25 protein-coding genes are annotated in these 22,756 nt (G+C 62.5%); 7 read left to right on the top strand and 18 right to left on the bottom strand.

Annotation, left to right across the window (positions count from 1 at the left end):
• Positions 1 to 22: 22 nt before the first annotated feature.
• Positions 23 to 895 carry a 4-hydroxy-tetrahydrodipicolinate synthase gene (gene dapA, locus ACXAC3_RS05250; RefSeq protein ID WP_475157688.1) on the bottom strand — a complete coding sequence of 291 codons (873 nt, stop codon included), beginning with the start codon at positions 893 to 895 and terminating at the stop codon, positions 23 to 25.
• A gap of 132 nt (positions 896 to 1,027) precedes the next feature.
• Between dapA and ACXAC3_RS05245 the strand changes: the two genes are divergently transcribed.
• A complete protein-coding gene (locus tag ACXAC3_RS05245; RefSeq protein WP_475157685.1) occupies positions 1,028 to 2,992 on the top strand; it encodes a lytic transglycosylase domain-containing protein in 1,965 nt (654 codons plus the stop codon).
• On the opposite strand, the gene ACXAC3_RS05240 is transcribed toward ACXAC3_RS05245, so the two are convergent.
• The gene (locus ACXAC3_RS05240) at positions 2,966 to 3,835 is read right to left on the bottom strand and encodes a DMT family transporter (protein WP_475157683.1); all 870 of its coding nucleotides are present in this window, start codon (positions 3,833 to 3,835) and stop codon (positions 2,966 to 2,968) included. The two genes, ACXAC3_RS05245 and ACXAC3_RS05240, sit on opposite strands and share 27 nt — an antisense overlap.
• Positions 3,832 to 4,497 carry a tRNA (5-methylaminomethyl-2-thiouridine)(34)-methyltransferase MnmC2 gene (gene mnmC2, locus ACXAC3_RS05235; protein WP_475157681.1) on the bottom strand — a complete coding sequence of 222 codons (666 nt, stop codon included), beginning with the start codon at positions 4,495 to 4,497 and terminating at the stop codon, positions 3,832 to 3,834. Before mnmC2 ends, ACXAC3_RS05240 begins: the two co-directional genes overlap by 4 nt.
• Before the next feature lie 49 nt (positions 4,498 to 4,546).
• Here mnmC2 and ACXAC3_RS05230 point away from each other — a divergent pair, with 49 nt between their 5' ends.
• Positions 4,547 to 5,587 carry an NAD(P)/FAD-dependent oxidoreductase gene (locus tag ACXAC3_RS05230; RefSeq protein WP_475157678.1) on the top strand — a complete coding sequence of 347 codons (1,041 nt, stop codon included), beginning with the start codon at positions 4,547 to 4,549 and terminating at the stop codon, positions 5,585 to 5,587.
• Here ACXAC3_RS05230 and ACXAC3_RS05225 read toward each other — a convergent pair.
• From ACXAC3_RS05225 to ACXAC3_RS05210, 4 genes are all read right to left on the bottom strand, one after another.
• Positions 5,579 to 6,379, bottom strand: a complete 801-nt coding sequence (locus tag ACXAC3_RS05225; RefSeq protein WP_475157676.1) for an HTD2 family dehydratase — start codon at positions 6,377 to 6,379, stop codon at positions 5,579 to 5,581. The two genes, ACXAC3_RS05230 and ACXAC3_RS05225, sit on opposite strands and share 9 nt — an antisense overlap.
• Positions 6,380 to 6,426: 47 nt before the next feature.
• Positions 6,427 to 6,969 carry an NADPH-dependent FMN reductase gene (locus ACXAC3_RS05220; protein ID WP_475157674.1) on the bottom strand — a complete coding sequence of 181 codons (543 nt, stop codon included), beginning with the start codon at positions 6,967 to 6,969 and terminating at the stop codon, positions 6,427 to 6,429.
• Between the two features lie 116 nt (positions 6,970 to 7,085).
• The gene (locus tag ACXAC3_RS05215) at positions 7,086 to 7,757 is read right to left on the bottom strand and encodes a YiaD family glycine zipper/OmpA-like lipoprotein (RefSeq protein WP_475157672.1); all 672 of its coding nucleotides are present in this window, start codon (positions 7,755 to 7,757) and stop codon (positions 7,086 to 7,088) included.
• A 118-nt stretch (positions 7,758 to 7,875) separates the two neighbouring features.
• The gene (locus ACXAC3_RS05210) at positions 7,876 to 8,568 is read right to left on the bottom strand and encodes a helix-turn-helix transcriptional regulator (RefSeq protein ID WP_475157669.1); all 693 of its coding nucleotides are present in this window, start codon (positions 8,566 to 8,568) and stop codon (positions 7,876 to 7,878) included.
• A gap of 103 nt (positions 8,569 to 8,671) precedes the next feature.
• Here ACXAC3_RS05210 and ACXAC3_RS05205 point away from each other — a divergent pair, with 103 nt between their 5' ends.
• Complete coding sequence (locus ACXAC3_RS05205) at positions 8,672 to 8,857, top strand: hypothetical protein (protein WP_475157663.1); 186 nt, start codon at positions 8,672 to 8,674, stop codon at positions 8,855 to 8,857.
• 2 nt (positions 8,858 to 8,859) lie between these two features.
• Here ACXAC3_RS05205 and ACXAC3_RS05200 read toward each other — a convergent pair whose 3' ends face one another.
• Complete coding sequence (locus ACXAC3_RS05200) at positions 8,860 to 9,507, bottom strand: RluA family pseudouridine synthase (RefSeq protein ID WP_475157658.1); 648 nt, start codon at positions 9,505 to 9,507, stop codon at positions 8,860 to 8,862.
• Between the two features lie 96 nt (positions 9,508 to 9,603).
• Between ACXAC3_RS05200 and ACXAC3_RS05195 the strand changes: the two genes are divergently transcribed.
• Complete coding sequence (locus ACXAC3_RS05195; RefSeq protein ID WP_475157655.1) at positions 9,604 to 10,014, top strand: nuclear transport factor 2 family protein; 411 nt, start codon at positions 9,604 to 9,606, stop codon at positions 10,012 to 10,014.
• Positions 10,015 to 10,016: 2 nt separating this feature from the next.
• A complete protein-coding gene (locus ACXAC3_RS05190; protein WP_475157650.1) occupies positions 10,017 to 10,727 on the top strand; it encodes an SGNH/GDSL hydrolase family protein in 711 nt (236 codons plus the stop codon).
• Here the strand turns inward: ACXAC3_RS05190 and rarD are convergent.
• From rarD to ACXAC3_RS05140, 10 genes are all read right to left on the bottom strand, one after another.
• Positions 10,718 to 11,623, bottom strand: coding sequence for an EamA family transporter RarD (gene rarD / locus ACXAC3_RS05185; RefSeq protein ID WP_475157644.1), 906 nt, complete (start codon positions 11,621 to 11,623; stop codon positions 10,718 to 10,720). The two genes, ACXAC3_RS05190 and rarD, sit on opposite strands and share 10 nt — an antisense overlap.
• A 161-nt stretch (positions 11,624 to 11,784) precedes the next feature.
• Complete coding sequence (locus tag ACXAC3_RS05180) at positions 11,785 to 14,238, bottom strand: GcvT family protein (RefSeq protein WP_475157639.1); 2,454 nt, start codon at positions 14,236 to 14,238, stop codon at positions 11,785 to 11,787.
• A gap of 89 nt (positions 14,239 to 14,327) precedes the next feature.
• Positions 14,328 to 15,308: a GlxA family transcriptional regulator gene (locus ACXAC3_RS05175; RefSeq protein ID WP_475157634.1), complete on the bottom strand. Its 981-nt coding sequence runs from the start codon at positions 15,306 to 15,308 to the stop codon at positions 14,328 to 14,330.
• A gap of 10 nt (positions 15,309 to 15,318) precedes the next feature.
• On the bottom strand, positions 15,319 to 16,212 hold the full coding sequence (locus ACXAC3_RS05170; RefSeq protein ID WP_475157630.1) for a homocysteine S-methyltransferase family protein: 894 nt from the start codon (positions 16,210 to 16,212) through the stop codon (positions 15,319 to 15,321).
• Positions 16,213 to 16,224: 12 nt separating this feature from the next.
• Positions 16,225 to 17,277, bottom strand: a complete 1,053-nt coding sequence (locus ACXAC3_RS05165) for an alcohol dehydrogenase catalytic domain-containing protein (protein WP_475157627.1) — start codon at positions 17,275 to 17,277, stop codon at positions 16,225 to 16,227.
• Between the two features lie 10 nt (positions 17,278 to 17,287).
• Positions 17,288 to 17,764 (bottom strand): cupin domain-containing protein, encoded by a 477-nt coding sequence (locus ACXAC3_RS05160; RefSeq protein WP_475157625.1) that lies wholly within the window; start codon positions 17,762 to 17,764, stop codon positions 17,288 to 17,290.
• An 18-nt stretch (positions 17,765 to 17,782) separates the two neighbouring features.
• On the bottom strand, positions 17,783 to 20,230 hold the full coding sequence (locus tag ACXAC3_RS05155; RefSeq protein ID WP_475157620.1) for a GcvT family protein: 2,448 nt from the start codon (positions 20,228 to 20,230) through the stop codon (positions 17,783 to 17,785).
• Between the two features lie 15 nt (positions 20,231 to 20,245).
• Positions 20,246 to 20,626, bottom strand: coding sequence for a GFA family protein (locus ACXAC3_RS05150; protein ID WP_475157615.1), 381 nt, complete (start codon positions 20,624 to 20,626; stop codon positions 20,246 to 20,248).
• A gap of 4 nt (positions 20,627 to 20,630) precedes the next feature.
• On the bottom strand, positions 20,631 to 21,254 hold the full coding sequence (locus tag ACXAC3_RS05145; protein WP_475157609.1) for a LysE family translocator: 624 nt from the start codon (positions 21,252 to 21,254) through the stop codon (positions 20,631 to 20,633).
• Positions 21,254 to 21,823, bottom strand: a complete 570-nt coding sequence (locus tag ACXAC3_RS05140; protein ID WP_475157603.1) for a helix-turn-helix domain-containing protein — start codon at positions 21,821 to 21,823, stop codon at positions 21,254 to 21,256. The genes ACXAC3_RS05145 and ACXAC3_RS05140 overlap by 1 nt, the downstream gene beginning before the upstream one ends.
• Before the next feature lie 117 nt (positions 21,824 to 21,940).
• Between ACXAC3_RS05140 and ACXAC3_RS05135 the strand changes: the two genes are divergently transcribed.
• A complete protein-coding gene (locus ACXAC3_RS05135; protein WP_475157599.1) occupies positions 21,941 to 22,222 on the top strand; it encodes a DUF1294 domain-containing protein in 282 nt (93 codons plus the stop codon).
• 109 nt (positions 22,223 to 22,331) lie between these two features.
• The gene (locus tag ACXAC3_RS05130; RefSeq protein ID WP_475157593.1) at positions 22,332 to 22,721 is read left to right on the top strand and encodes an SHOCT domain-containing protein; all 390 of its coding nucleotides are present in this window, start codon (positions 22,332 to 22,334) and stop codon (positions 22,719 to 22,721) included.
• The last annotated feature ends 35 nt before the right edge of the window (positions 22,722 to 22,756 follow it).

Below are 22,756 nucleotides of genomic sequence, written 5' to 3'. Positions count from 1 at the left end.
CCGGTCGAAGATCGATTCAGACTCAGATCAGACCAGCATGGGCCATCGCAGCATCGATTGCGTCCTTGGTGCTGCTGTCCAGCGTGGTCAGGGGCGAGCGGACTTCGGGGCTGCACAGTCCCAGTTTGCTGAGCGCGTATTTGGCGCCGACCAGACCCGGTTCGATAAAGATCGCTTCGTGCAGCGGCATCAGGCGATCCTGGTACTCAAGCGCCTTGGCATAGTCGCCCGTCAATGTCGCCTGCTGGAATTCGGCGCACAGTTTCGGCGCGACATTTGCAGTAACCGAGATACAGCCCACGCCGCCATGGGCGTTGAAGCCCAGCGCAGTCGCGTCTTCGCCCGATAGCTGGCAGAAATCGGCACCGCAGGCCGCGCGTTGTTGGCTGACCCGGGCCAGATCGCCCGTGGCGTCCTTGACGCCGACGATGCGCGGCAGCTTTGCCAGTTCACCCATGGTCGCGGGCGTCATGTCGATGACCGACCGGCCGGGAATATTGTAGATGATGATCGGAATATCGGCGCAGTCGTGGAGCGCGCGGAAATGGGTCACCAGACCCTTTTGGGTCGGCTTGTTGTAATAGGGCGTCACAACCAGCGCGGCGTCCGCCCCGACCTTTTGGGCGAATCGCACAAAGCGGATCGCCTCGACGGTGTTGTTGGACCCTGCTCCGGCGATGACCGGCACCCGCCCAGCAGCCGCTTTGACGACCTCTTCGACGACAGTCTCGTGCTCTTCATGGCTCAGGGTCGGGCTTTCGCCGGTGGTGCCGACGGGGACCAGTCCGGTCGATCCTGCCTGAATCTGCCATTCCACCAGATGTTTGAGCGTGTCCAGGTCCAACTCGCCGTTGCTGAACGGGGTGACGAGGGCTGGCATAGAGCCTTTGATCATGGCACGCTCCTTAGAGTGCAGTGGTAATTTTTTCGCCACAGACCATCCCGATTTGGGCTTTGTGAGTTGATCCCGGCGGTGCAAGGTTTATCCTGATTGGCTCTATCCTTGGTTGGTTGGGAAATGCAAGGGATGACACGCGTTCAGGCGCTATTGATAGCGGTGTTTCTGGGGTTTTTCACACAGGCGCAGGCCGACGCGGTCGGTGATCTGCGTGCCGGTATGAGCGAGATGCGCAAGGGCGACTGGAACGCCGCGCTGCGCAAGTCGGGCGCGCGCGGGTCGGTGTCCCGCGACATCATCGTCTGGCACTGGTTGCGCGAAGGGTTTGGCAGTTCCGGCGATGTGCTGGTGTTTCTGGACCGTCGTCCGGACTGGCCCGGTCTGGCCTGGCTGCGGCGCAAAAGCGAGCCGGCTTTTACCGGCGCCGATCCTGATCGCGTGCTGAGATTTTACGCCGACGCACCGCCGCAAACCGCCGAGGGCGCGCTGAACCATGCCGTCGCCCTGAAGGCCAGGGGGCGGCCCGGCGATGCCGAGGCGGATATCGTCACCGCCTGGCGCACGATGCCGATGGGGTCGGGTCTGCAAAAGGATTACATTGAAAACTTTGGCAAATTGCTGATACCCCATCACGCGGCCCGGCTGGACCGGATGCTGTGGGACAATCACCTGATCAGCGCCGGACAGATGCTGCCGCTGGTCGGCACCGATCAGCGCAAGCTGGCCGAGGCACGGATCGCCCTGCAAAAACGCCAGCCCGGTGTCGACGGCAAGGTTGCGGCGGTTCCGAAACCTCTGGCCGACTCGCCTGGCCTCGCCTTCGACCGGTTCGTCTGGCGCGACAGGAAGGAACTGGACGACAGTGCCATCGACCTGATGCTGGCGCGGTCCACCGGGCCCGATGCGCTGGGTGAGCCGGACAAATGGGCCGAAGGCCGCCGCCGTCTGGCCCGGTTTGAGATGCGCAATGGCGATGCAAACCGCGCCTATGCGATCGCTGCCAATCACCACATGACGCCGGAAATGGGCTATGGCTATGCCGATCTGGAATGGCTGTCCGGGTTTCTGGCCCTGCGCAGGCTGAACGATCCGGCCACCGCTGTCCGGCATTTCCAGAACTTCTCGGGCGCGGTGCAGTCGCCGATTTCTAAAGGGCGCGGCGGCTATTGGCTGGGTCGGGCCTATGCCGCGCTGGGCGACGCGGAAAAAGCCCATGAGGCTTATGCGGTAGGCGCGGATTACCAGACCTCGTTCTATGGACTGCTGGCAGCTGAACGGATCGGGCGGCCCTTTGACGGTGAACTGGCGAATCCCTGGCGCGCGCCGCATTGGAAACAGGCCAATTTTGCCGAGTCCAGCGTGCTGGAGGCCGGGTTGCTGCTGTTGCGTGCGGGTGAGGACAACCTGTCCGAGCGGTTCCTGACGCATCTGGTCGAAGAGCTGGATCAGGTGCAGGCGACGCAGCTGGGCGATCTGGTGATCGAACTGAAAGAGCCGCATCTGGCGGTGATGATCGCCAAACGCGCGGCGACAACCGGCATCGTCCTGCCCGCCGCCTATTACCCGGTGCACCCGGTGGCCGATATCGGCTTGCCCATGGCCAAAGAGATGACGCTTGCCATCGCCCGCCGCGAAAGCGAGTTCGACCCGGTGGTGATCAGCGGCGCGGGTGCGCGCGGATTGATGCAGGTGATGCCGGCCACCGCCAAACTGGTGGCCAAGGAACTGGGCATTCTCAGCGGTCACAAGACAATCAAGCTGACCTCGGACTGGCAGTACAACGCCAAACTGGGCGCCAATTACCTGTCCGGTCTGGCGGCCGATTTCAACGGCAATATCGTGATGATGGCCGCCGGGTACAATGCCGGGCCACGCCGGCCGATTTCGTGGATGGACCGATACGGCGATCCGCGCGCGGGCGAGATCGACATGGTCGACTGGATCGAGATGATCCCGTTCAGCGAGACCCGCAATTACGTGATGCGGGTGGCGGAAAGCCTGCCGGTCTATCGCGCCCGGCTGGGTCAGCCTGCACTGCCGATCCCGTTCTCGCAGGAGCTGGTCGGGTCAACCCTGGCGTCTTTCGCGCCATAGGGTGAACAGCCCGGCGGCCACGACCAGTGCTGCGCCTATCACGACCTCGGGGCGCAGCGATTCCCCAAAGATCGAAATGCCCAGAATCGCGCTCCAGACCAGATGGAAATAGGCGAAGGGCTGTACAGCACTGGCTTCGGCCATTTCATAGCATTTGATCAGCAGCCAATGACCCAGAACGCCACTGACGCACAGCAACGCCATCCAGGCCCAGTCCGCGCGCGCCATCGGCTCCCAGAACCACATCCCGACCAGTGTCATGGCAACGGCCCCGGCGACACCGGTCCAGAAAAAGCTGGTCGCCGCACTGTCTTTGCGGGCCGCATAGCGGGTCAGCAACCCATAAAGCGCGAACATCAGTGCGGAAATCAGCGGAATTATGGCCCATGGGTTAAAGACGCCGACCCCCGGTTGCAGGATGACCAGAACCCCGATGCAACCGACCCCGATGGCCGACCAGCGCCGCCATCCGACCTGCTCACCCAGAACCGGCCCGCTGAGCGCGGCGACCAGCAGCGGATAGCAAATGAACACCGCCATCGTGTCGATCAGGCCCAAGACCGTGAAGGCGAAAACAGCAACACAGATCTCTGCCGCCAGCAATATGCCGCGAAACACCTGCAACCCCAGCTGGCTGGTTCGCGTCGCTGCCCGCAGGCCCCCGGGCGCACGCGCGGCCAACGCGATGACAAACGCCGCAAAGAACCAATAGCGGATCATCACCACCATGTAGGTGTTATACGTCCCGGCCAGATGGCGAGAGATACCGTCCTGCAGCGCAAAGACGATGGTCGCCGCGATCATCAGACCAATCCCCGCCCGCACGTTGTTTTGCTGCGTCATGGTTTGACCGCCCGGGTCATATGGCGTTTGCGGCCATAACCGGGCGCGCGGGTGACAGTAAACCCGGCCTCTTCCAGCCCGCGCCGCACGAAACCGGCGGCGGTATAGGTGGCCGCGGTTCCCCCCCTGACTGTATGATCCGCAACCTGCTGCATCAGATCGCCCCCCCACAGTTCCGGGTTCTTCGCCGGAGAGAAACCGTCGAGAAACCACGCGTCCGCAGCGCCGGCCCACCCGTGCAAGGTCTGGCGGGCGTCGCCCTCGACCACCTCCAGCCGCAAGGTGCCCAGATCGCAGGTTCTGCCCCGCCAGTTGTCAAGGAAACGCGCGCTCCACTGGGCAAGCTCGGGAAAGGCGGCCAGCGCACGGGACATATCCGCCGTTGCCATCGGAAAAGCCTCGAAGCTGGTGAAGGACAGGGGCGCGGTCTGGCCGGATTTCTCCCATTCGGACCACACGGTCAGCATGTTCAGACCGGTGCCAAAACCCAGCTCGGCAATGTGAAAACCCGGTGCGAACCGCGCCGGCAAATCGTTGCCCGCCAGAAATACATGCCGCGTTTCTTCCAGCCCGTTCTGCAACGAGTAATACGGGTCGTCGAAACGATCCGAGACCGGAATCTGATCCTCGGTCCATGTCAGTTCGGCACGCTGGTCTGCCATCGGGGAATCCTGTAGCTAAGCGGCGCGACACTGAACAAGGAAAAGGGGAATGGCAATGGTCGATGTGACGGTGCGCGGCGCGGGGATATTCGGCCTGTCCATCGCCTGGACTTGCGCCCGGCGCGGCGCAAAGGTGCAGGTCGTCGATCCCTTTGGTCCCGGTTCCGGGTCCAGCGGCGGGCTGGTCGGCGCGCTGGCCCCGCATGTGCCCGAGAACTGGAATGTCAAGAAAGCGTTTCAGTTCGACAGTCTGATCCTGGCCGAGCCGTTCTGGAAACAGGTCGAGGCCACCGGCGGCGTCTCGCCCGGATATGCGCGGCTGGGCCGTCTGCAGCCCATCCCGGATTCAGCCGCGCTGGCGCTGGCGCGTGCACGTGCGGTTTCGGCGGCAGAACTGTGGCAGGGGCGGGCCGACTGGCGGGTTGTCGAAACCGCCGAAATCGGCGCGTGGTGCCCGCCCAGCCCGACCGGCTTCGTGATCCATGACACGCTGAGCGCGCGGATGCACCCGCGCCGTGCCTGTGCCGCTCTGGTCTCCGCGCTGGCGGTGATGGGGGTCGGGGTTCAGACCGAGGCAGCGGACAAGGGGCGGGTCATCCACGCCACGGGGCTCGCCGGGTTGCAGGAACTTAGCGCAGCGTTTGGCAGAACGGTGGGCAGTGGTGTCAAGGGGCAGGCCGCGCTGCTTCGGTTCGATGCGGGCGAAGTCCCGCAGCTTTTTGCGGATGCCGTTCACATCGTTCCCCATGCCGACGGCACCCTGGCGATCGGATCGACGTCAGAGCGCGACTACGACGACCCGACCAGCACCGACAGCGCCCTGGATGACGTGCTGGACCGCGCCATGCGGGCTGTTCCCCTTCTGCACGGTTCGGAAGTAATCGAACGATGGGCCGGGGTCCGCCCCCGCAGCAAAAGCCGCGCGCCGATGCTGGGCGCGCATCCATTGCACAAGGGGCAGTTCATCGCCAATGGTGGCTTCAAGATCGGTTTCGGCATGGCCCCGAAAGTGGCCGAGGTCATGGCCGATCTGGTGCTGGACGGGCGGGACGCAATTCCTGACGGCTTCCGGCCCGAAGCGTCACTCTGAGCGCGGTTTGGCCTTGGCCGCCATGCATTGCCGCCCGTCCGGGCCGCGCACCCACATTGCCTTGCCCTTGCGGCACAGGGTTGCCGTTTCGAAATGCATCAAAGGTGAGGATGCGCGGAACGAGAACTGTTCCAGCGGTCCCATCAGGTCCTCAGCAAACAGCATCAGATGTTGCGCCAGCAACGGGCCGTGCACAACCAGCCCGGCATAGCCTTCGACATCGCGCGCATAGTCGAGGTCATAGTGGATACGGTGACCGTTGAACGTCAGTGCCGAATAGCGAAACAGCAGGGTGGAATCGAACGCAGCCTCGCGCCTGTCCGTTTCATCCGTCGGGGCCAAAGGCGGTTCGGGTTTGACCTCATCGGCTGAGGGGTCCTGTCGGTAGACCAGATCCTGCCACTCGGTCAGGCACAGCGTCTGGCCCTGCCGGAATTCGTGGCGCAGCGTGACAAACCCCAGCGGCCCGCTGCGCCCGGTTTTCGACACCGCGCTTTCCAGAACGGATATTCGCCGGGCACTGGTCCCTGCGATCATCGGCGCGTGAAACTGCAACCGGCCCCCGGCCCACATCCGGCGCGGCAGGCCCAAGTCGGGGATCAGGCCACCGCCGACTTGGGGATGACCATCACGGCCCAGATCGCACGGCGCGCGTGGCGACCAGAAATACAATTGGTGAAAAAACGGCGGCAGCGGCACACCTGCCGCAATCGTCACGTCGCGCCCCAGCGCGGTTTCAAATGCGGCCGCACGGGCCGGGTCCATCACGTCGGTCTGGATTTCTTCTGCCATGGCGGCAGCGTAGCAGCCCGCCCCGTCGGGGCAAGCACACCCTGCGGTCAGAAACCCGCCTCTGACCGCAGTTTCTGCATCAGGGTATTCAGCGCAGTCTCATAGCGTTCGCTGATCAGTTTGCCGTCATCGTCAAACTCGTTCGAACTGCTGGCCAGATGGATCTCGGGTCCTTGCAGAATGCGCGGCTGGAACGGCACCATATAGCCGCGCAGGACCATCTGCGCCCGCTCGCCGCCGGCACGTCCCGCAGCTGCCGACATCACGGCAACGGGCTTGTCCGCCCAGGGCCGACCGCTGGTCCGGCTGACCCAATCCAGCGCGTTCTTCAGAACGCCCGACGGGCCTTTGTTGTATTCCGGGGTGGAGATGATCACCGCATGCGCCTGCGCGATCTGATCGGCCAGCACCTGCACCGCCAGGGGAACGCCCTCGGATTCCTCAAGGTCTCCGTCATAGAGCGGCAGGTTCAGATCGGCCTCGATATGGGTGCCGGGGTCGAACAGCCGCGCCGCCTCGCGCAGCAACTTGCGGTTGGTGGCATTTTGGCGCAACGAGCCCGACAGGCTCAGAAGGATCGGTTCGGACATCTGGGAACTCCGTCATGATGGTTCCCAATAGCTAGCCCAAGTCGTGCGTCCGCCAAAGCCCAGGTGACGCACGGTCAATGTGCATTAAGGGGCACCTGCAGGCGCCCCCTGACATTTTAGGTGCGTCCGCTGGGGATGATCTCGATATCGACCCGGCGGTTTTGCGCCTTGCCCGCGGGTGTCAGGTTCGATGCGGCAGGCCGGTTTTCGCCCAGCCCGATAGTGGTGATCCGCGCGCCGTTCACACCGTTGGCCTGCAGGATATCTGCCACCGACCGGGCACGACGTTCGGACAACGCCTGGTTATAGGACGCCTCGCCATCGCTGTCGGTATGGCCGATGACCTGAACGTTCGAGTTGGGATAGCGCACAAGGTTTTGGCCCACGCGCACCAGATCGGCCCGCAGCGGCGGACGCACGGTCGAGCTGTCGGTGTCAAAGGTGATGTCGTTTGGCACGGTGACGATCAGGCGATCCCCGGCATTGACGATGGTGATGCCGTCATTGGCCAGTTGCTGACGCAGCTCGGCCGCCTGACGGTCCAGCTGGTTGCCGATCAGGCCACCCCCGGCTGCGCCGATGGCACCCCCGGCCAGCGCACCCAGCAACGGGTCGGAATCATTGGCAATCGCGCCAACGCTAGCCCCGACCAGACCGCCCAGAATCGCGCCTTGCTTGGTGTTCTGGTTGGGATCGGCAGGCAGGTTCAGCGTGCCGGGGTCCGTACAGGCCCCCAAAACCATGGCCGAGCACAGCCCGGCGGATAAAACAAACTTGGAAATCGTCATGGACTCACCTTCTGCTCAGGCACCCGTTCACCGGGTACGCTTTGTTAGGCACAGTTTATCGCGCCGGTTGCACGCAGTCTCAAGCAACAATCCGGTGAAGTCGGCAATTTACTGCCGTTCAATGAGTGCCCGAGGAAGCGTCCCAGTGGTTCTGTTCCTGCCAGATCGCCCGCAATGGCTGACCCTGCCCGCAAAAATGCTCGTCCGTCAGGTCGCAGGCCCAGATGCGGTCCGTGCGGAAATGGCGAAACCCGTTCCGCAGTTCGCACCACGCCGCCAGCATCGTGCATTCGATGTGATAGATCAGCGCGACGGGCCGCACGGTCCGCTCGGTCCGCTCGTCGCCGGAATTGACATAGGTGATGCGAATCTTGCGTTCGTCGCGAATGGCTTCGCGATAATTCACGACAGGCACGCAGCCCTTGGCCGGGTCATCCATCGGTGCGCCCCATGGCGCGACCTGCAACCAATCGGCCGGCGCGCGCAGCGCATCGATTTTGCGACACACCCGGTCGGCAGCCTGTTGCAGTGTGCTGTCACCGGTGCGCGCCAGCATGGACAGGCCGACCCAAAGGGCCTCGACCTCTTCGGCATCGAAATTCAGCGGCGGCAGGTCATAGCCGCGCCGCATCAGATACCCAACGCCTGCTTCGCCCTCGATCGGGGTCCGCTGCGCCTGAAGGGCGGCGATGTCCCTGTAGACCGTGCGGGCGGACACTTCGAGCTTGTCGGCCAGCATCTCGGCCGTCACCGGTGCTTCGGCGGCACGCAGGATCTGGATGATTTCGAACAGGCGGGTCGAGCGGCGCATGGGGGTCTCCGGGATGATCTGCTGACACTCTAGCACACCCCACTGACAGGGTGGTGTCAGCAGTGATGCGTCAGGTTGAGCCCCAGCAGACAGGAGAATTCCCATGCCAAGCCGCGACAATCACGTAATGATGACACTGAAACTGGATCGCTGGTCGCAGGATCACACCCTGCGCGCCTTTGAAATCGAGCGCGAGATCATGGCCGCCCGACAGCCCTGCGCCCCGCGCAAAAGGATGAAACGGTTTTCACTGGGCAATCTGAAAATGTTCTGGACCAGTACCGCCTAAGCTCAGAAGTCCGCCGGGGCGCGGAATTTCATCGAAACGCCGCCCTCGGGGCTTTTCAGCCGCAGTTCCTCGGAATGCAGCATCAGGCGCGGGAAATCCCGCGCCGCACCTTCGGCGTAAAACGGGTCGCCAAGTATCGGGTGGCCCAGCGCCTGCATGTGCACGCGCAACTGATGCGACCGACCCGTCTTGGGAAACAGGCGAACACGGCTGGTTTCGCCTTCATGCTTGACCACGCGCCAGTCGGTGACAGCAGGTTTGCCGGTTTCGTGACACACCATCTGACGCGGTCGGTTCGGCCAATCCACGATCAGCGGCAAATCGACGGTCCCGGTTTTCGGCTCAAGCGTTCCCCAGACCCGTGCAAGATAGGTTTTCCGCGTCTGGCGGTTCTCGAACTGCATGCTCAGATGCCGCTGCGCATGCGGCGTCTGGGCAAACACGATGACGCCGGATGTGTCCCGATCCAGCCGATGCACCAACAGGGCCTGCGGAAACGCCGCCTGTACGCGGGACAGCAGGCAATCCGCCAGATGCGCGCCCCGCCCCGGCACGGACAACAGGCCAGACGGCTTGTTCACCACAATCAGCTGCGCGTCTTCGTGCAGCACGTCCAGGGGCGTTGTCGGGGGATCATAGGTTTCGCTCATGCGCGCCTGCCTACCGCACGGCGCAACCTCCCGCAACGTCGGCCTTGCCTGAACGGAACGGTTCAGCAAATCTTGGACCAAAGCCGAGGAGAAACCATGCATCCCACAATCGCGCGCATGCAAGAAGTTGTCGCCAAGGGCGATGAAAGCCTGATCCACGAATTGCTGGCCGAAGATGTGCGGTTTTCGCCGCCGACCTATTACAGCACCTGGACCGGGCGCGCGCCCGTGGCGGCGGTGCTGGGGCATGTCGGTCAGGTCTTCTCGGATTTCCGATACCGCCGGATCATGGGCGACGGCAAGGACTGGGCGCTGGAGTTCCAGTGCAAGGTCGGTGATCTGGATGCGGTGGGGGTCGACCTGATCACCCTGAACGACGCTGGCCTTATCCAGGAATTCGAGGTTGTCATGCGCCCCTACAAGACCATCGGCGCCCTGCGCGAGGCGATGATGGCGCGGGTGATGACCGACGCACGGTTTCTGGAATTCAAAAACGCGCTGAGCTGACCATGCCCGCGCCGATCGCCGCCGATCAGATATTGCGCCTGCCCCTGCTGCCGGTTCTGGCGGCGCAGGGCTTTTCGGTACGCCGCAACGCACAACTGCTGCCCGAGCCGACCGGCCCGCGCAACGGGCGCGACGGGCGCGGACCCGGGCGGCGTCTGCTGATCGCCGGCGACAGTTCCGCCGCCGGGGTCGGCGCGGGCACACAGGCGCAGGCGCTTGCCGGGCAACTCGTTCGCGCGCTGGGAAAACACTATACGGTTGAATGGCTTCTCGAAGCGACGACGGGCCACACAACGCTGGACACGATCGACCGGCTGAGCAAGCTGGACGGCCGGTTTGACATGGCGGTCACGGCGCTGGGCGTCAATGATGTCACCCGCGGCGTCACCCGCCGGCAATTCATCGACAGGCAAACCCGGCTGCTGTCCCTGCTGACCGGATCGCTGGGGGTTCGGCGGGTCGTTGTCACCTGCGTGCCGCAGATGGGCAGGTTTCCGGCGCTGCCGCAACCGCTGGCCTGGGTGCTGGGGCAGCAGGCCGCGCGTCTGGACAGCGGGCTGCGACAGGTCGTTTCACAGTTTCCGCAGGCGCGTCACCTGACGCTCAACCTGCCGGACGACCCCGCGCTTGCCGCGCCGGACGGGTATCACCCCAGCCCGAAAACCTATGCCATCTGGGCCGATCAGGCCGCCCGCCTGCTGCGTCAGGCCTGAGCCCGCATCTGCCGGATCATCGGGATCGAATACACCACCAAAGCCGCCCAGATCAGCGGGAACGCAACCATGCGGCCGCGGTCGATCTCTTCGCCGAATACGGTGATGGCGGTGATGAAAATCATCGTCGGCGCGATGTATTGCAATATCCCCATCGTCGACAGCCGCACCAGCTTGGCCCCGTTGGCATAGACCAGCAGCGGAATGGCCGTCACGATTCCGGCACCGGCCAGCAACAACGTGTCCTGGGCCGCCAGCCCGAAATGCCCGGTGCCCTGTGCGCCCAGCCAGGTGACATAAGCCAGCGCGGGGATCAGCAGGATCAGAACCTCAAGCAGAAACCCCTGATTGGGCCCGATGGGCAGCGACCGTTTGAAGAAAGCATAAAACCCCCAACTGACCATCAGCCCCAGCGCCGCCCAGGGCAGGCTTCCGGCCTCAAACACCAGAACCAGCACCCCTGCCGCGGCCAGACCAACGGCAACCAACTGGGTTCTGTTCAGCGGCTCTCGCAGCAGAACCGCGCCCAGCGCGATGCTGAACAGCGGGTTTATGTAATAACCCAGTGCCGCATCCAGCGCGTTGCCGCTGGCAATCGCCCAGACATAGATCGCCCAGTTCACCGAAATCAGCGCTGCGGTCAGGCAGGCCATGCCCAGCATCCGCGGGTTCCGCAGCGCCGCCTTCAGGTCGCGCGTGCGGCCAAGGGCAATCAGCAACAAACCTGCCACCGGCACTGACCAGATGATCCGATGGGCCACGATCTCGACCGGTCCGATATGGGCCATCGCCTTCATGTAAAGCGGCAGGAACCCCCACAGCACATAAGCAGTGACCGCCAGAGCCAGCCCTTTCGGAGTGTCCGCATTCTGCGAGGATGTGTTTACGTCTGCCATTGCGGGTCTCCGGCTGATACCGCTTTTCTTTACGGCAAATCCGACCGGGTAGGGAACTGCGAAAACTGTGAAGTGCGGTATCAGGATTTCTGATATGTCACGCTCTGCATCTGTCCCCCTTGAAGACAGAGCCGGGGCGCTGTTGCGCCCCGACAGTTGGATCAGACCTTAACGCGTTCGGATTTCGGATCATACATCGGCTTCAGCGACGCCTCGGCCCGGACCTTCACGCCGCACACGTCGATCTCATAAGTCGAACCCAGCACATCGGCGGATTTTTCTCCGGCGCAGGGCACGTAGCCCATGCCGATCGCGCCGCCCAGCGTGTGCCCGTAATTGCCCGAGCTCAGGTAGCCCACATATTCGCCGTCGCGCACAATGGGTTCATTGTGGAACAGCAGCGGTTCCGGATCGGTCAGCCGGAACTGAACCAGGCGTGACTTTGGCCCGCTCTCTTTCCGCGCGATCACCGCCTCGCGTCCGATGAAATCGCTGCCCTTGTCGGTTTTGACCGCAAAGCCAAGCCCCGCATCAACGACGTGATCCTCGCAGGTGATGTCGTGGCCGAAATGGCGGAACCCTTTTTCGATCCGGCAACTGTCCATCATGTGCATGCCGCAGAGCTTGAGCCCCATGTCCTGACCCGCCGCATGCAGCGTTTCGAACACGTGTCCGGCCATGTCGGAGGAGACATAGACCTCCCAGCCCAGTTCGCCCACATAGGTCACGCGATGGGCGCGGGCGAGGCCCATGCCGATCTCGATCTGCTGCGCGGTGCCGAACGGGTTAGTGGCGTTCGAGAAATCCGCCGGAGAGACCTTTTCCAGCAGCGCGCGCGCATTCGGGCCCATGACGGCCAGCACGCCCTCGCCCGCGGTGACATCGGTGATAACGACGCGGAAATCACCCGCGTGACGCTGCATCCAGCATTGATCGGCCAGCCGAGTGGCGGCGGGGGTGACGACCAGATAGGCGGTCTCGGTCAGGCGGGTGACGGTCACGTCCGCCTCGATCCCACCCGCGCGATTGAGGAACTGGGTATAGACGATCTTGCCCTCCGGCACCGAATAGTCGCCGCCGCCGATATAGTTCATGAACGCTTCGGCATCGGGGCCTTCAACCCGGATTTTGCCGAAGGACGACATGTCATACATGCCCACATTCTCGCGCACGGCCTTATGCTCGGCGGCCGAGTTCCCGAACCAGTTCTGGCGTTTCCAGCTATACTGGTAATCGCGCTCCTGCCCTTCGTTGGCGAACCAGTTTGCGCGCTCCCATCCGGCCAGTTCACCCATGACCGCGCCCTGTTCCAGCAGGTGATGGTGGAACGGCGTCCGGCGCACACCGCGCGCGGTGGCTTTCTGGCGATAAGGGTAGTGGTCGGCATAGAGCAGGCCCAGCGTCTCTTTCGAGCGCTCGAAAAGGTACTTCTTGTTGCCCTGGAACGGCTGCATCCGGCTGATGTCCACGTCCCCCAGATCGAACGGCTTCTCGCCTGTATCCATCCATTCGGCCAGCGCCATGCCCGCGCCACCTGCCGACTGGATACCGATCGAGTTGAAGCCCGCCGCGACCCAGACATTGTCCATCTCAGGCGCCAGACCCAGATGGTAGGCATCGTCGGGGGTGAAAGATTCAGGCCCGTTGAAGAAGGTGTGGATACCGGCTTCGGCCAGCATCGGCATCCGGTTCACCGCCGCTTCGAGGATCGGCTCAAAATGGTCGAAATCTTCGGGCAACTGGTCGAACTCGAAACTATCCGGGATGCCATTCATCGCCCAGGGCTTGGCGTTCGGCTCAAACGCACCCAGCAGGATTTTACCCGCGTCTTCCTTGTAATAGGCGCATTCATCCGGCACGCGCAGCACCGGCAGTTGGGTCAGCCCGTCAATGCCTTCGGTGACGATGTAGAAATGTTCGCAGGCATGCAGCGGCACGTTCACACCGGCCATCCGGCCGACCTCGTGCCCCCACATGCCGGCACAGTTGACGACCATGTCGCATTCAATATGGCCTGAAGCGCTGCCGTCATCGGCAACCCAGTCCACGCCGGTCACCTTCCGGCCCTCTTTGACGATATCGGTGACCTTCACCCGTTCTTTGACAATCCCGCCGCGCTGGCGCGCGCCCTTGGCCAATGCCAGCGCAATGTTCGCCGGATCACCCTGCCCGTCGAGCGGCAGATAAACGGCGCCCTTGACGCCTTCGAGGTTCAGGTGCGGATACAGCTCATGCACCCGCTCATTGGAAATCTCTTCCACCTCGACCCCAAAGGCGCGCGCCATCGCGGCCTGGCGATAGATCTCTTCCCTGCGTTCGTCCGTCAGGGCCACGGTGATCGAGCCGCAGCGCTTGAACCCGGTGGCAACGCCGGTTTCTTCTTCAAGCGAGCCATAAAGTTCCTGACTGTATTTCGCCAGCTTGGTCATGTTCGCCGTCGCACGCAATTGCGCAATCAGGCCCGCTGCATGCCAAGTGGTGCCGCTGGTCAGTTGCTTGCGCTCCAGCAGCACGACATCGGTCCAACCCTTCTTGGTCAGGTGATAGGCGACCGAGCATCCGATGACGCCGCCGCCGATGATGACCACTCGGGCCTTGCTGGGAAGATCAACCATCCTGAAATCTCCGCTGTGTCAGGTTTGCGCCAAATTGCCACGGAAGATCGACAACAAATGCGCCAAAAACGTCAAGGCATCCGCAAAAATCACCGATGTGAAGACGCCCGCTTTTCCCGCCTCAGAACAAAGGGCGTGACGCCGAAGAAACTTTTGTAGACCGAGGAAAACCCGTTGGGAAAACCGCAGGCCAGACCGATTTCGCGGACGCTCATTGTGGTGTTCAGCAACAGGTTGTTGGCCTTGGCCAGCCGCATCTCGCGATAGAACCCGTTGGGTGTGGTTCCGAAAAACGTCTTGAACTTGCGCTCCAGAGACCGGTTCGACAGATGCAGGGCCTCGACGATCTGGTGGATCGGCAGCGGGTCTTCGATATTGGCCTGCATCAGCTTGATGCACTGGTCCAGCTTGGCATCCCCCGTCGCCGTGAGCTGTGCGCCGGAAAACGGCTGCATCGAGGAGAAGTCGCGGATGTTTTCGTGCAGCATGATATCGGCGACCGTCATCTTGGCCGGGCCCGAGACATGACGCCCGATCACCGACAGCGCCACATCGGTCGTTGCCTCCATCCCCGCGCAGGTCACCACCGCCCCCTGCTGTGTTGCAATCGACAGCTTGGCCTCGAATCGTGCGCCGCGTTCGCGCAGGAAAGACGCGTTTTCCCAGTGGGTTGCCATGTCGGCCGTGCCATGTTCGTCGATGTAACGGCTGGCCGCCTCGGCCAGCAGAAAGACTTGCGCGCCCCGAAATGTATAGTCGGACACCACCCGGCCCAGCGACAGGTCGGGGTGATCAGGGTCGGAATTGCCGATCACGAACAGATAATCGGCGCGCGGGTTGCGGGAAACAGGCTCGGTCTGAATCAACGCGTCGCTGCTGCTGTTGACCTGGCCGCCTTTCAGCGACCGGTAGGTGTAGGTAAAGGGCGGGTGCGGGCAAACCCGGTTGGTCAGGCGCAACACTTCGACCAGCGATGCCAGTTCCAGCAATACGTAGCCGGGCGCGACAACAATATCGAAATGAACCTGCGCCTTGTCTGGCGGGGTTTCCGGGTTTCGCCCTTTGTGCATACCCATTCCCTCAGACGATCCGGTGACCGGCCGCGCGCAGCCGGTTGGCCAGTGCTTCGATGTGATCCGGTCCGACCTCGCAGCATCCGCCGACAATCGTTGCCCCTTGCGCCACCCAGGCCATCGCGTGATCGGCATAGACCTCTGGCCCCATATCCTGACGCTGCTGCAACGCGTCGACGGTTGGCGCGTCTTCGAGAAACCCTTGCGAGATTTCGGTAAATCCGTTGGCATAGGCCCCGAAAGGCCGCCCAAGCGTCGCTATGATTTGCAGCGCGGGTCCGACGGCCTCGGGGCGGGTGCAATTGATCAGAACGGCCTCGGGTGTGAAGCGATCGACCACCGGCGCGATATCGGACAAAGGCTCGCCCGAGCGCAGGCGGGTGCCATCGTCATCCATGACCGACAGCGCCAGCCATACGGGTTTGTCCTTTGTCGCCGTTCCCCGGAGCGCGCCTTCGGCCTCCTGCACCGAAGACACGGTTTCAATCAGAAACAGGTCGATCCGGTCCGCCATCAGGCGCGCGAGTTCGGCAAATTTCCCGGCCGCTTCCTCCACATCCGGGTTCAGGTCGGGGCGGTATGTCGCCAGCAACGGGCCAAGCGCCCCCGCGATCCGGCCGCCGGAAGCCAGACGCGCCCGTTCCGCCTGCGACAGGGCCGCATCGACCAGATCGGCAAGCCGGTCCTCCATGCCCACACGCTCAAGCCGCGAGCGGTGCACGGCATAGGTGTTCGTTGTCGCAATGGTCGCGCCGCGGCGGAAATATTCGTCATGTACGTCGCCCACCAGTTCCGGGTGGTCGATCATCACCTGGGTCGACCACAGCGGGGTCGGCTTCTTGCCGCTGCGCCTGACCAGTTCCTGCCCGACGGAGCCATCCAGAAGTGTGATATCTGCCATGTTCCAGCCTCCTCAGGGAATCAGCACGAGTTTCCCCGGAAATGCCTTCGATTGAAAATCCTCCTGCGCGGTCGCAATGTCCCTCAGCGCGTAGGTTTTCGAGATCAGCGGCCTGATCCGGGCCGCATTCATCAACTCGACCAGCCGTCCGAACACGTCAAGGCTCTGATGGGTGCAGCCGTGGATGGTGATGTCACGCAGGTAGATGTCGCGCAGGTCGGCCTGAACGATGGGGCCTGCAATCGCGCCCGAGACGGCGTAGTGGCCGCCGGGTTTCAGCGTCAGGATCAGCCCCGGCCACGCGGGGCCGCCCACAACATCAATCACCACATCGAACATATCGGCCGGCAACGGGGCGTTGCGGTCAAAGGTGGCGGTCGCACCCTGCCCAATCACCACATCGGATTTGGCCGGGCTGGTTACCCCCCAGACCGTCGCGCCGCGCAGGTCCGCCAGTTGTACGGCGGCAAGCCCGACACCCCCGGACGCGCCCGTGACAAGAACCTTTTGGCCAGATGTTACACCCGCGCGCGTCAGCAGGTTTTCGGCGGTGCCGAAGGCGCAGGGGATGGCAGCGATTTCCACATCCGACAGGGGTGAGGACGACACATCGTAAAGATCATCAGCCTCGACCAGACAGTACTGGGCAAACGCCCCGTCCAATTCCGAACCCAGCGCCACGAAGCCGGACGGGTTTCCCGGCCGCGGGCGCGGCAGGTTGATCGGGCATGTCACGCGCTGTCCCGGCCGAAACCCGGTTCGGGGTCCGGCGGATTCCACAATGCCGCACAGATCACCGCCCTGAATGCGTGGAAATTGCAGCGCGCCGCCCCAGCCGCCGGCGTCGACATCCTGATCGACATCACCCGTCGCACCGGTCACGTCAGAAGAATACCAGCCGACGCGCGTGTTGATATCAGTGTTGTTGACCCCCGCCGCCGCCACGCGAACCAGAACCTGTCCTGGCCCCGGTTCCGGCACCGGAATATTCTCGCGCCACTCCAACACCTCTGGCCCGCCGTGGCCGGTCAGGTAAACGCCAGACATGGTTGCAGGAACAGCCATTTACGCCCCTTTAATTCTGATCATCCGGACGGGTCGGGACGGGCCCCATCGGCACGATGTCATAACGGGCGTTCAGTTCGGCCATCTTCGCCTCATTCGCGAAGTCTGCCTCATCCATCGTCGCCAGTTCGGCAAGAAAACCGTCAAACCCCGAGGGCTGAAAGATCATCAACATTCTGGCGGGTGCGCCTTCGGCCACACGACAGGCGTGGGGTACACCGGGCGGCACATGCATTGTCGTACCCGTCGTGCAGCGATGCCAATCGCCATCGACATAGAAATCCACCGCGCCTTCGAGAAAATAGAAGGTCTCGGCATGGCTATCGTGGCGATGAAGGCCAAGCGCAAAGCTGGCCTTCAGATTGTCTTCCATGAGCGTGTATGCGCCGGCGGTGTCCTGACCGGAAACCTTCACAAAGGTATGGTCGTTTTCCCAGTCATAGTTGGGACCCTCACCGGGCCCCAATTTGGCGTATCGTTTGCTCATGGCAGTCTCCGTGAGAAGTTAAGCGCGCAACCGCTCGTTCTCGGGATCCCAGAGCGGCTGATCCTGCTCTACCACAGCGCGGCACTTTTGGCCGTAGATTTCCACCTCAAGCTCGGTGCCGGGGTTTGCCAGCTCGGCCTTGATCATGCCCAGCGCGATGGATTTACCGACACGGTAGCCCCACGCACCCGAGGTGGTTTCGCCCACGATCTCGCCATTCTGCCAGATGCAGGACATATAGGGCGCGTCGCAGTCACCAGCCTCCACCGTCATGGTGACAAAGGCCTTTTTCACGCCCTGCTGCTTTTCGTTCAGAATTGCAGCCTTGCCGGGGAAGTCCTGCGGCTTGTCCAATTTGACGAACCGCTCCAGCCCGCCTTCCAGTAGCGAGTAGTCGGTGCTCAAGTCGCCCTTCCAGGCGCGATAGCCTTTCTCGATGCGCAGTGAATTCAGCGCATACATCCCGAACGGTGTGGCCCCGGCATCGATGATCGCGTCATAGATCGCAGGCATATGTTCGTTCAGGGCATGAACCTCCCATCCCAGTTCTCCGGCGAATGAAACGCGGATCAGATAGGCAGGCTGGCCCGCAACGGTGGCGGACTGGTGGGTCAGCCACCCGGCGGTCAGATCGGCATCGGTCAGTCCCGACAGGATCTCACGCGACTTCGGACCGGTGACGATCAGCGTGTCGCGCGTGGTGGTCACATCCTCGACCGAAACACCGGCGGGCATCGCGTTCACCAGAATGTCGCGGTCATGCCATTGCGCGGTTGCGGCGGTGATCATGATGAACTCATCCTCGCCCAGACGGATGCAGGACATTTCCGTCAGGATGCGGCCACGGTCGTCTGAGACATAGATCAGGTTCATCCGGCCAACTTTCGGCAAACCGCCGGTCGCAAGGCCGCGCAGCGCCTCTGCCGCGCCTTCGCCCTTGACGATAAAGCGCGAGAAGCCCGGCAGATCGAGCACACCGCAATGGTCGCGCACGGCCTCGCATTCCTCCTGGATACGCTGTTCCCACGGGCCGGAACGCCCCCAGGTATGGGTCGCCTCAAGCGAGGTGTCATCACCCGGCTTGGCGAACCAGTTGGCGCGCTCCCACCCGTTATAGGCGCCCATCACACCGCCCAGCGCTTTGACCTTTTCATGGACAGGCGACAGCTTTTTGTCGCGTGCGGCGGGCCATTCATGGTGCGGGAAGTGCATGGCGTATTCGTTGCCGTACACTTCCATGCCCTTCTGATTGCAGTAGTCCTGATCGGTGTAATCGGTATAGCGGCGCGGATCGACGGCCCACATATCCCACTCGGTCGCGCCATCGACAATCCATTCGGCCAGCACTTTGCCGGCCCCGCCACCCTGCGCGATGCCGAAAGTGAAGGTGTGCGCCTCGAATGCGTTTTTTACACCGGGCATCGGGCCAATCAGCGGCAGACCATCCGGCGCATAGGGGATCGGACCGTTGATCACCCGGCCCACGCCCGAGGTTGCCATCAGCGGCACCCGCTCCATCGCGTCGGTGACGATATCCTCGATCCGGTCCAGATCGTCGTTCCACAGCTGGAAGCTGAAATCCTCGGGCATCGGGTCGTCCTCGGTCATCCAGTGGCCCTTGCAGTTGGGCTCATACGGGCCGAGGTTGAAGCCATTCTTCTCCTGCCGCAGGTAATAGGACACATCGACGTCGCGCAGCAGCGGCAGCTTGCCGCCGTTTTCCTTTGACCAAGCCTCGATCTCGGGGATTTCGTCGGTCAGCAGGTATTGATGGCTCATCACCATTGCAGGCACGGTTCGGCCACCAAAGGGCTTGAACCATTCCCCGACGCGCTGGGCATAATATCCGGCGGCGTTGACAACATAGTCACAGGCGATGTCGCCCTTATCTGTGTGCACGGTCCAGGTGCCGTCGTCGTGCTGGGTCACACCGGTGGCCGGGGTAAAGCGCAGGATCTTCTGCCCCAGATCGCGCGCGCCCTTGGCCAGCGCCTGCGTCAGCTGTGCCGGGTCGATATCGCCGTCGGTGGGGTCGTAAAGCACCCCTTCCAGATCGTGGGTTTCCAGAAACGGATAACGTTCCCTGGCCTCTTCCGGGGTCCACATTTCCATCGGGATGCCCTGATAGCGGCCCATGGAACAGGCGCGCTCGAACTCCTGCATCCGTTCTTTGTTATGCGCCAGCCGGATCGAACCCGAGACATGGTAGTTCATCGGGTAATCGACCTCATCCGCCAGCCGTGCATAGAGCTCGGTCGAATAGCGCTGCATGTTCATGATCGCCCACGAGGTCGAGAATGTCGGCACGTTGCCCGCTGCGTGCCATGTCGAACCGGCGGTCAGTTCGTTCTTTTCCAGCAGGATGCAATCGGTCCAGCCCTTCTTGGCAAGGTGGTAGAGCGAAGAGGCCCCCACCACGCCGCCACCGATGATAACCACGCGGGCTTTTGTCGGAAAATCGCTCATCTGTCTTGATCCCTGTTACTGTGCCCGTTGGGGCAGGTCGTCCGTGATGTCATAGTAATCGCCCTTGTCCGCCACAAAGATGTGCCGGCTTAGGCGCAGCCCCGTGGGCGCATCCAGCGCGCCCATGGAAATCGAAATCGTGTCCTCGTCCTTATGCTGCCAGAACAGAAACGAGCCGCACGCGCCGCAAAACCCACGGCGGGCGATATCCGAAGCGCGATACCAGTTCAGCGTGTCACTGGCCGCAAAGCTCAGGTTGTCCTTATGGGTCGAGGTCGATGACCAGACATGGCCCGATTGCCTGCGGCACTGGCCGCAATGGCAGGCCGAAGGCGCAGACAGCTCCCCGTCAATACTGAACGCGACGCCGCCACATAGGCAGGAACCGGTGTGCATGTGATTACCCCCTTGCTGCGGGCGCGGTGCTGGTGCCCAGCGCCACGCCGTAGATGATGAAACAGGCCGCCATCACGCGGCGCACCCAGATGTTGAAAACTGCGCCCAGCGCGGCCCGGCCCATCAGTGCGCCCAACAGGGTGAACCCGGTATAGCTGAGCGTTGTGATGATCAGCGCGGTGGGCATGATCACCCCCATCTGCTGCCAGATCGGCACATCGGGTTGCACGAACTGCGAAAAGGCCGCGAGATATCCGGCGACGCTTTTTGGATTGATCGTCGCCACCGCCAGCGCATGCAGATAGACATGCCGCGCAGGACGCTCGGACGCCGGTGCGGGTTTTGCGGCATTCATCCAGCCACGGATACCCAACCAGATCAGGAACCCGGCCCCCATCAGCTTGGCGATGAAGAACCCGGTTGGCGAGGCGGCGATCAGCGCCGTCACACCCAATGCCGACAGGACCAGAAACGCGCTGGCTTGCGTCAGGATCGCCAGCACCCCCAACATCGCCCTGGACATCGGCAGGCTCATTCCATTCGAGATGCAGTTGACCGCATTCGGGCCCGGCGTGGTCACGAAGACCACCCAGAACAGCGCGAATATGGTCCAGCCCTCGAAACTCATCAATACACCGGCGGGGCAATCACCCAGACGGCCACAGCGGGCTCATCATAAGGATTCGCCCATTGATAGGGTTCGTGCTTGATGCGGAAACTGTCCCCCGGACCGACCGAGAACCGGCGCCCGCCGATGGTCAGATCCAGCCGGCCGGAGACCACATACCCGACCTCCTGCGTCGGGCGGTCCGCCGGGGTCTGCATTTTCGATTGCGGCTCGAAGGTTGAATGCACCATCTCGAAATCATCTGTCAGGTCCGGCGATAGCAGTTCCTCGATCAAGCCTTCCTCGCCCGATCCCATTGGTCGGCGCGAGCCTGCGCGCACCACATAGCCCTGCTCATCCGCCGGAGCGGCAGAATGCGCAAACAGCATCGACATCGGCACGCCCAGACATTCGGCGATCTGGCGCAGGTCTGAAATCGAGGGATCGGACATATCCCGCTCGACCTGGCTGAGCCATCCGACAGACCGGTCCAGCCGCGCGGCAATTTCGGTCAGTGTCAGCCCACGGGCTTTGCGCAGGGCGCGGATGTCCGCTCCGAGGGTCGCACTGTGCGGGGCTTGGCTGTTCACTGGCCGCTCCGGAGTTGTCGTGAAATTTTTCCTAACTTTTTCACGATGGCCTGAGTCGGTGAAATTTCCAAGCGTTTTTTCACTTGGGTGCACACCGTTGTTCGGTTAGCGTCAGGCATGTGGATCGCAGTGATTTATCTATGGGCTGTCAACGGCCTGACTTTGTTCGCAATCGGCAGCGACAAGCTGAAGGCGAGACGCCGCAGGCGTCGTATCCCCGAGCGGCGCCTGTTGTGGCTGGCAGCGCTGGGCGGCAGCCCGGCCGCGATACTGGGTCGCTGGATATTCAAGCACAAAACGCGCAAGCGCGGCTTTTCCCTTTACCTGATCATGATTTTCGCAAGCCAAACCCTGCTGATCCACTTGCTGATGTCAGAGGTCCTGCCCGGAACAGGGTGACATTATTCAACCCGACTGCGGTTCATACCCTTTGAAAACCTCGGCGTTACGGTCTTATGCTCCGCTCACGCCATAGATTTTAAACAGAGTCGCAAAGGGTTGGATAAAAATGGACAGTGGAATTGGTTTCTTTGACATCGTCTGGTCAATCTTCTGGTTGTTCCTGATGGTGGCGTGGTTCTGGGTGATGATATCGGTTGTCGCCGATGTGTTTCGCTCCAAGGATCTGAGCGGCGGCGGCAAGGCGCTGTGGATCGCCTTTGTGATCCTGATCCCGTGGATGGGCGTTCTGGCCTATCTGATTGTGCGCGGGGACAAGATGCACCAGCACAGTGTCGACACAATGAACCAGATCGAAGAGGCGCAGAAGGATTATATCCGCTCGGTCGCCTCAGTGTCGTCGGTGGACGAGCTGGAACGCCTGGCCGCGCTGAAGGAAAAAGGTGTGCTGACGGACGACGAATTCGAAGCGCAAAAGTCGAAAGTCCTCAAAGGCTGAGGGCATCGTCAGCGGCTGGCCGGTGGTCCTCCCCG

The sequence above is a fragment of the Ruegeria sp. ABV4_181 genome (assembly GCF_056158465.1).
Note: the sequence above shows the minus strand (reverse complement) of the source record. Positions and strands in the feature narration are given on the sequence as shown.

What these genes read in the sequence shown, in the direction of transcription:
- dapA (WP_475157688.1), bottom strand. Translation starts at nt 895, where the DNA reads ATGATCAAAGGCTCTATGCCAGCCCTCGTCACCCCGTTCAGCAACGGC.
- ACXAC3_RS05245 (WP_475157685.1), top strand. Translation starts at nt 1,028, where the DNA reads ATGACACGCGTTCAGGCGCTATTGATAGCGGTGTTTCTGGGGTTTTTC.
- ACXAC3_RS05240 (WP_475157683.1), bottom strand. Translation starts at nt 3,835, where the DNA reads ATGACGCAGCAAAACAACGTGCGGGCGGGGATTGGTCTGATGATCGCG.
- mnmC2 (WP_475157681.1), bottom strand. Translation starts at nt 4,497, where the DNA reads ATGGCAGACCAGCGTGCCGAACTGACATGGACCGAGGATCAGATTCCG.
- ACXAC3_RS05230 (WP_475157678.1), top strand. Translation starts at nt 4,547, where the DNA reads ATGGCAATGGTCGATGTGACGGTGCGCGGCGCGGGGATATTCGGCCTG.
- ACXAC3_RS05225 (WP_475157676.1), bottom strand. Translation starts at nt 6,379, where the DNA reads ATGGCAGAAGAAATCCAGACCGACGTGATGGACCCGGCCCGTGCGGCC.
- ACXAC3_RS05220 (WP_475157674.1), bottom strand. Translation starts at nt 6,969, where the DNA reads ATGTCCGAACCGATCCTTCTGAGCCTGTCGGGCTCGTTGCGCCAAAAT.
- ACXAC3_RS05215 (WP_475157672.1), bottom strand. Translation starts at nt 7,757, where the DNA reads ATGACGATTTCCAAGTTTGTTTTATCCGCCGGGCTGTGCTCGGCCATG.
- ACXAC3_RS05210 (WP_475157669.1), bottom strand. Translation starts at nt 8,568, where the DNA reads ATGCGCCGCTCGACCCGCCTGTTCGAAATCATCCAGATCCTGCGTGCC.
- ACXAC3_RS05205 (WP_475157663.1), top strand. Translation starts at nt 8,672, where the DNA reads ATGCCAAGCCGCGACAATCACGTAATGATGACACTGAAACTGGATCGC.
- ACXAC3_RS05200 (WP_475157658.1), bottom strand. Translation starts at nt 9,507, where the DNA reads ATGAGCGAAACCTATGATCCCCCGACAACGCCCCTGGACGTGCTGCAC.
- ACXAC3_RS05195 (WP_475157655.1), top strand. Translation starts at nt 9,604, where the DNA reads ATGCATCCCACAATCGCGCGCATGCAAGAAGTTGTCGCCAAGGGCGAT.
- ACXAC3_RS05190 (WP_475157650.1), top strand. Translation starts at nt 10,017, where the DNA reads ATGCCCGCGCCGATCGCCGCCGATCAGATATTGCGCCTGCCCCTGCTG.
- rarD (WP_475157644.1), bottom strand. Translation starts at nt 11,623, where the DNA reads ATGGCAGACGTAAACACATCCTCGCAGAATGCGGACACTCCGAAAGGG.
- ACXAC3_RS05180 (WP_475157639.1), bottom strand. Translation starts at nt 14,238, where the DNA reads ATGGTTGATCTTCCCAGCAAGGCCCGAGTGGTCATCATCGGCGGCGGC.
- ACXAC3_RS05175 (WP_475157634.1), bottom strand. Translation starts at nt 15,308, where the DNA reads ATGCACAAAGGGCGAAACCCGGAAACCCCGCCAGACAAGGCGCAGGTT.
- ACXAC3_RS05170 (WP_475157630.1), bottom strand. Translation starts at nt 16,212, where the DNA reads ATGGCAGATATCACACTTCTGGATGGCTCCGTCGGGCAGGAACTGGTC.
- ACXAC3_RS05165 (WP_475157627.1), bottom strand. Translation starts at nt 17,277, where the DNA reads ATGGCTGTTCCTGCAACCATGTCTGGCGTTTACCTGACCGGCCACGGC.
- ACXAC3_RS05160 (WP_475157625.1), bottom strand. Translation starts at nt 17,764, where the DNA reads ATGAGCAAACGATACGCCAAATTGGGGCCCGGTGAGGGTCCCAACTAT.
- ACXAC3_RS05155 (WP_475157620.1), bottom strand. Translation starts at nt 20,230, where the DNA reads ATGAGCGATTTTCCGACAAAAGCCCGCGTGGTTATCATCGGTGGCGGC.
- ACXAC3_RS05150 (WP_475157615.1), bottom strand. Translation starts at nt 20,626, where the DNA reads ATGCACACCGGTTCCTGCCTATGTGGCGGCGTCGCGTTCAGTATTGAC.
- ACXAC3_RS05145 (WP_475157609.1), bottom strand. Translation starts at nt 21,254, where the DNA reads ATGAGTTTCGAGGGCTGGACCATATTCGCGCTGTTCTGGGTGGTCTTC.
- ACXAC3_RS05135 (WP_475157599.1), top strand. Translation starts at nt 21,941, where the DNA reads ATGTGGATCGCAGTGATTTATCTATGGGCTGTCAACGGCCTGACTTTG.
- ACXAC3_RS05130 (WP_475157593.1), top strand. Translation starts at nt 22,332, where the DNA reads ATGGACAGTGGAATTGGTTTCTTTGACATCGTCTGGTCAATCTTCTGG.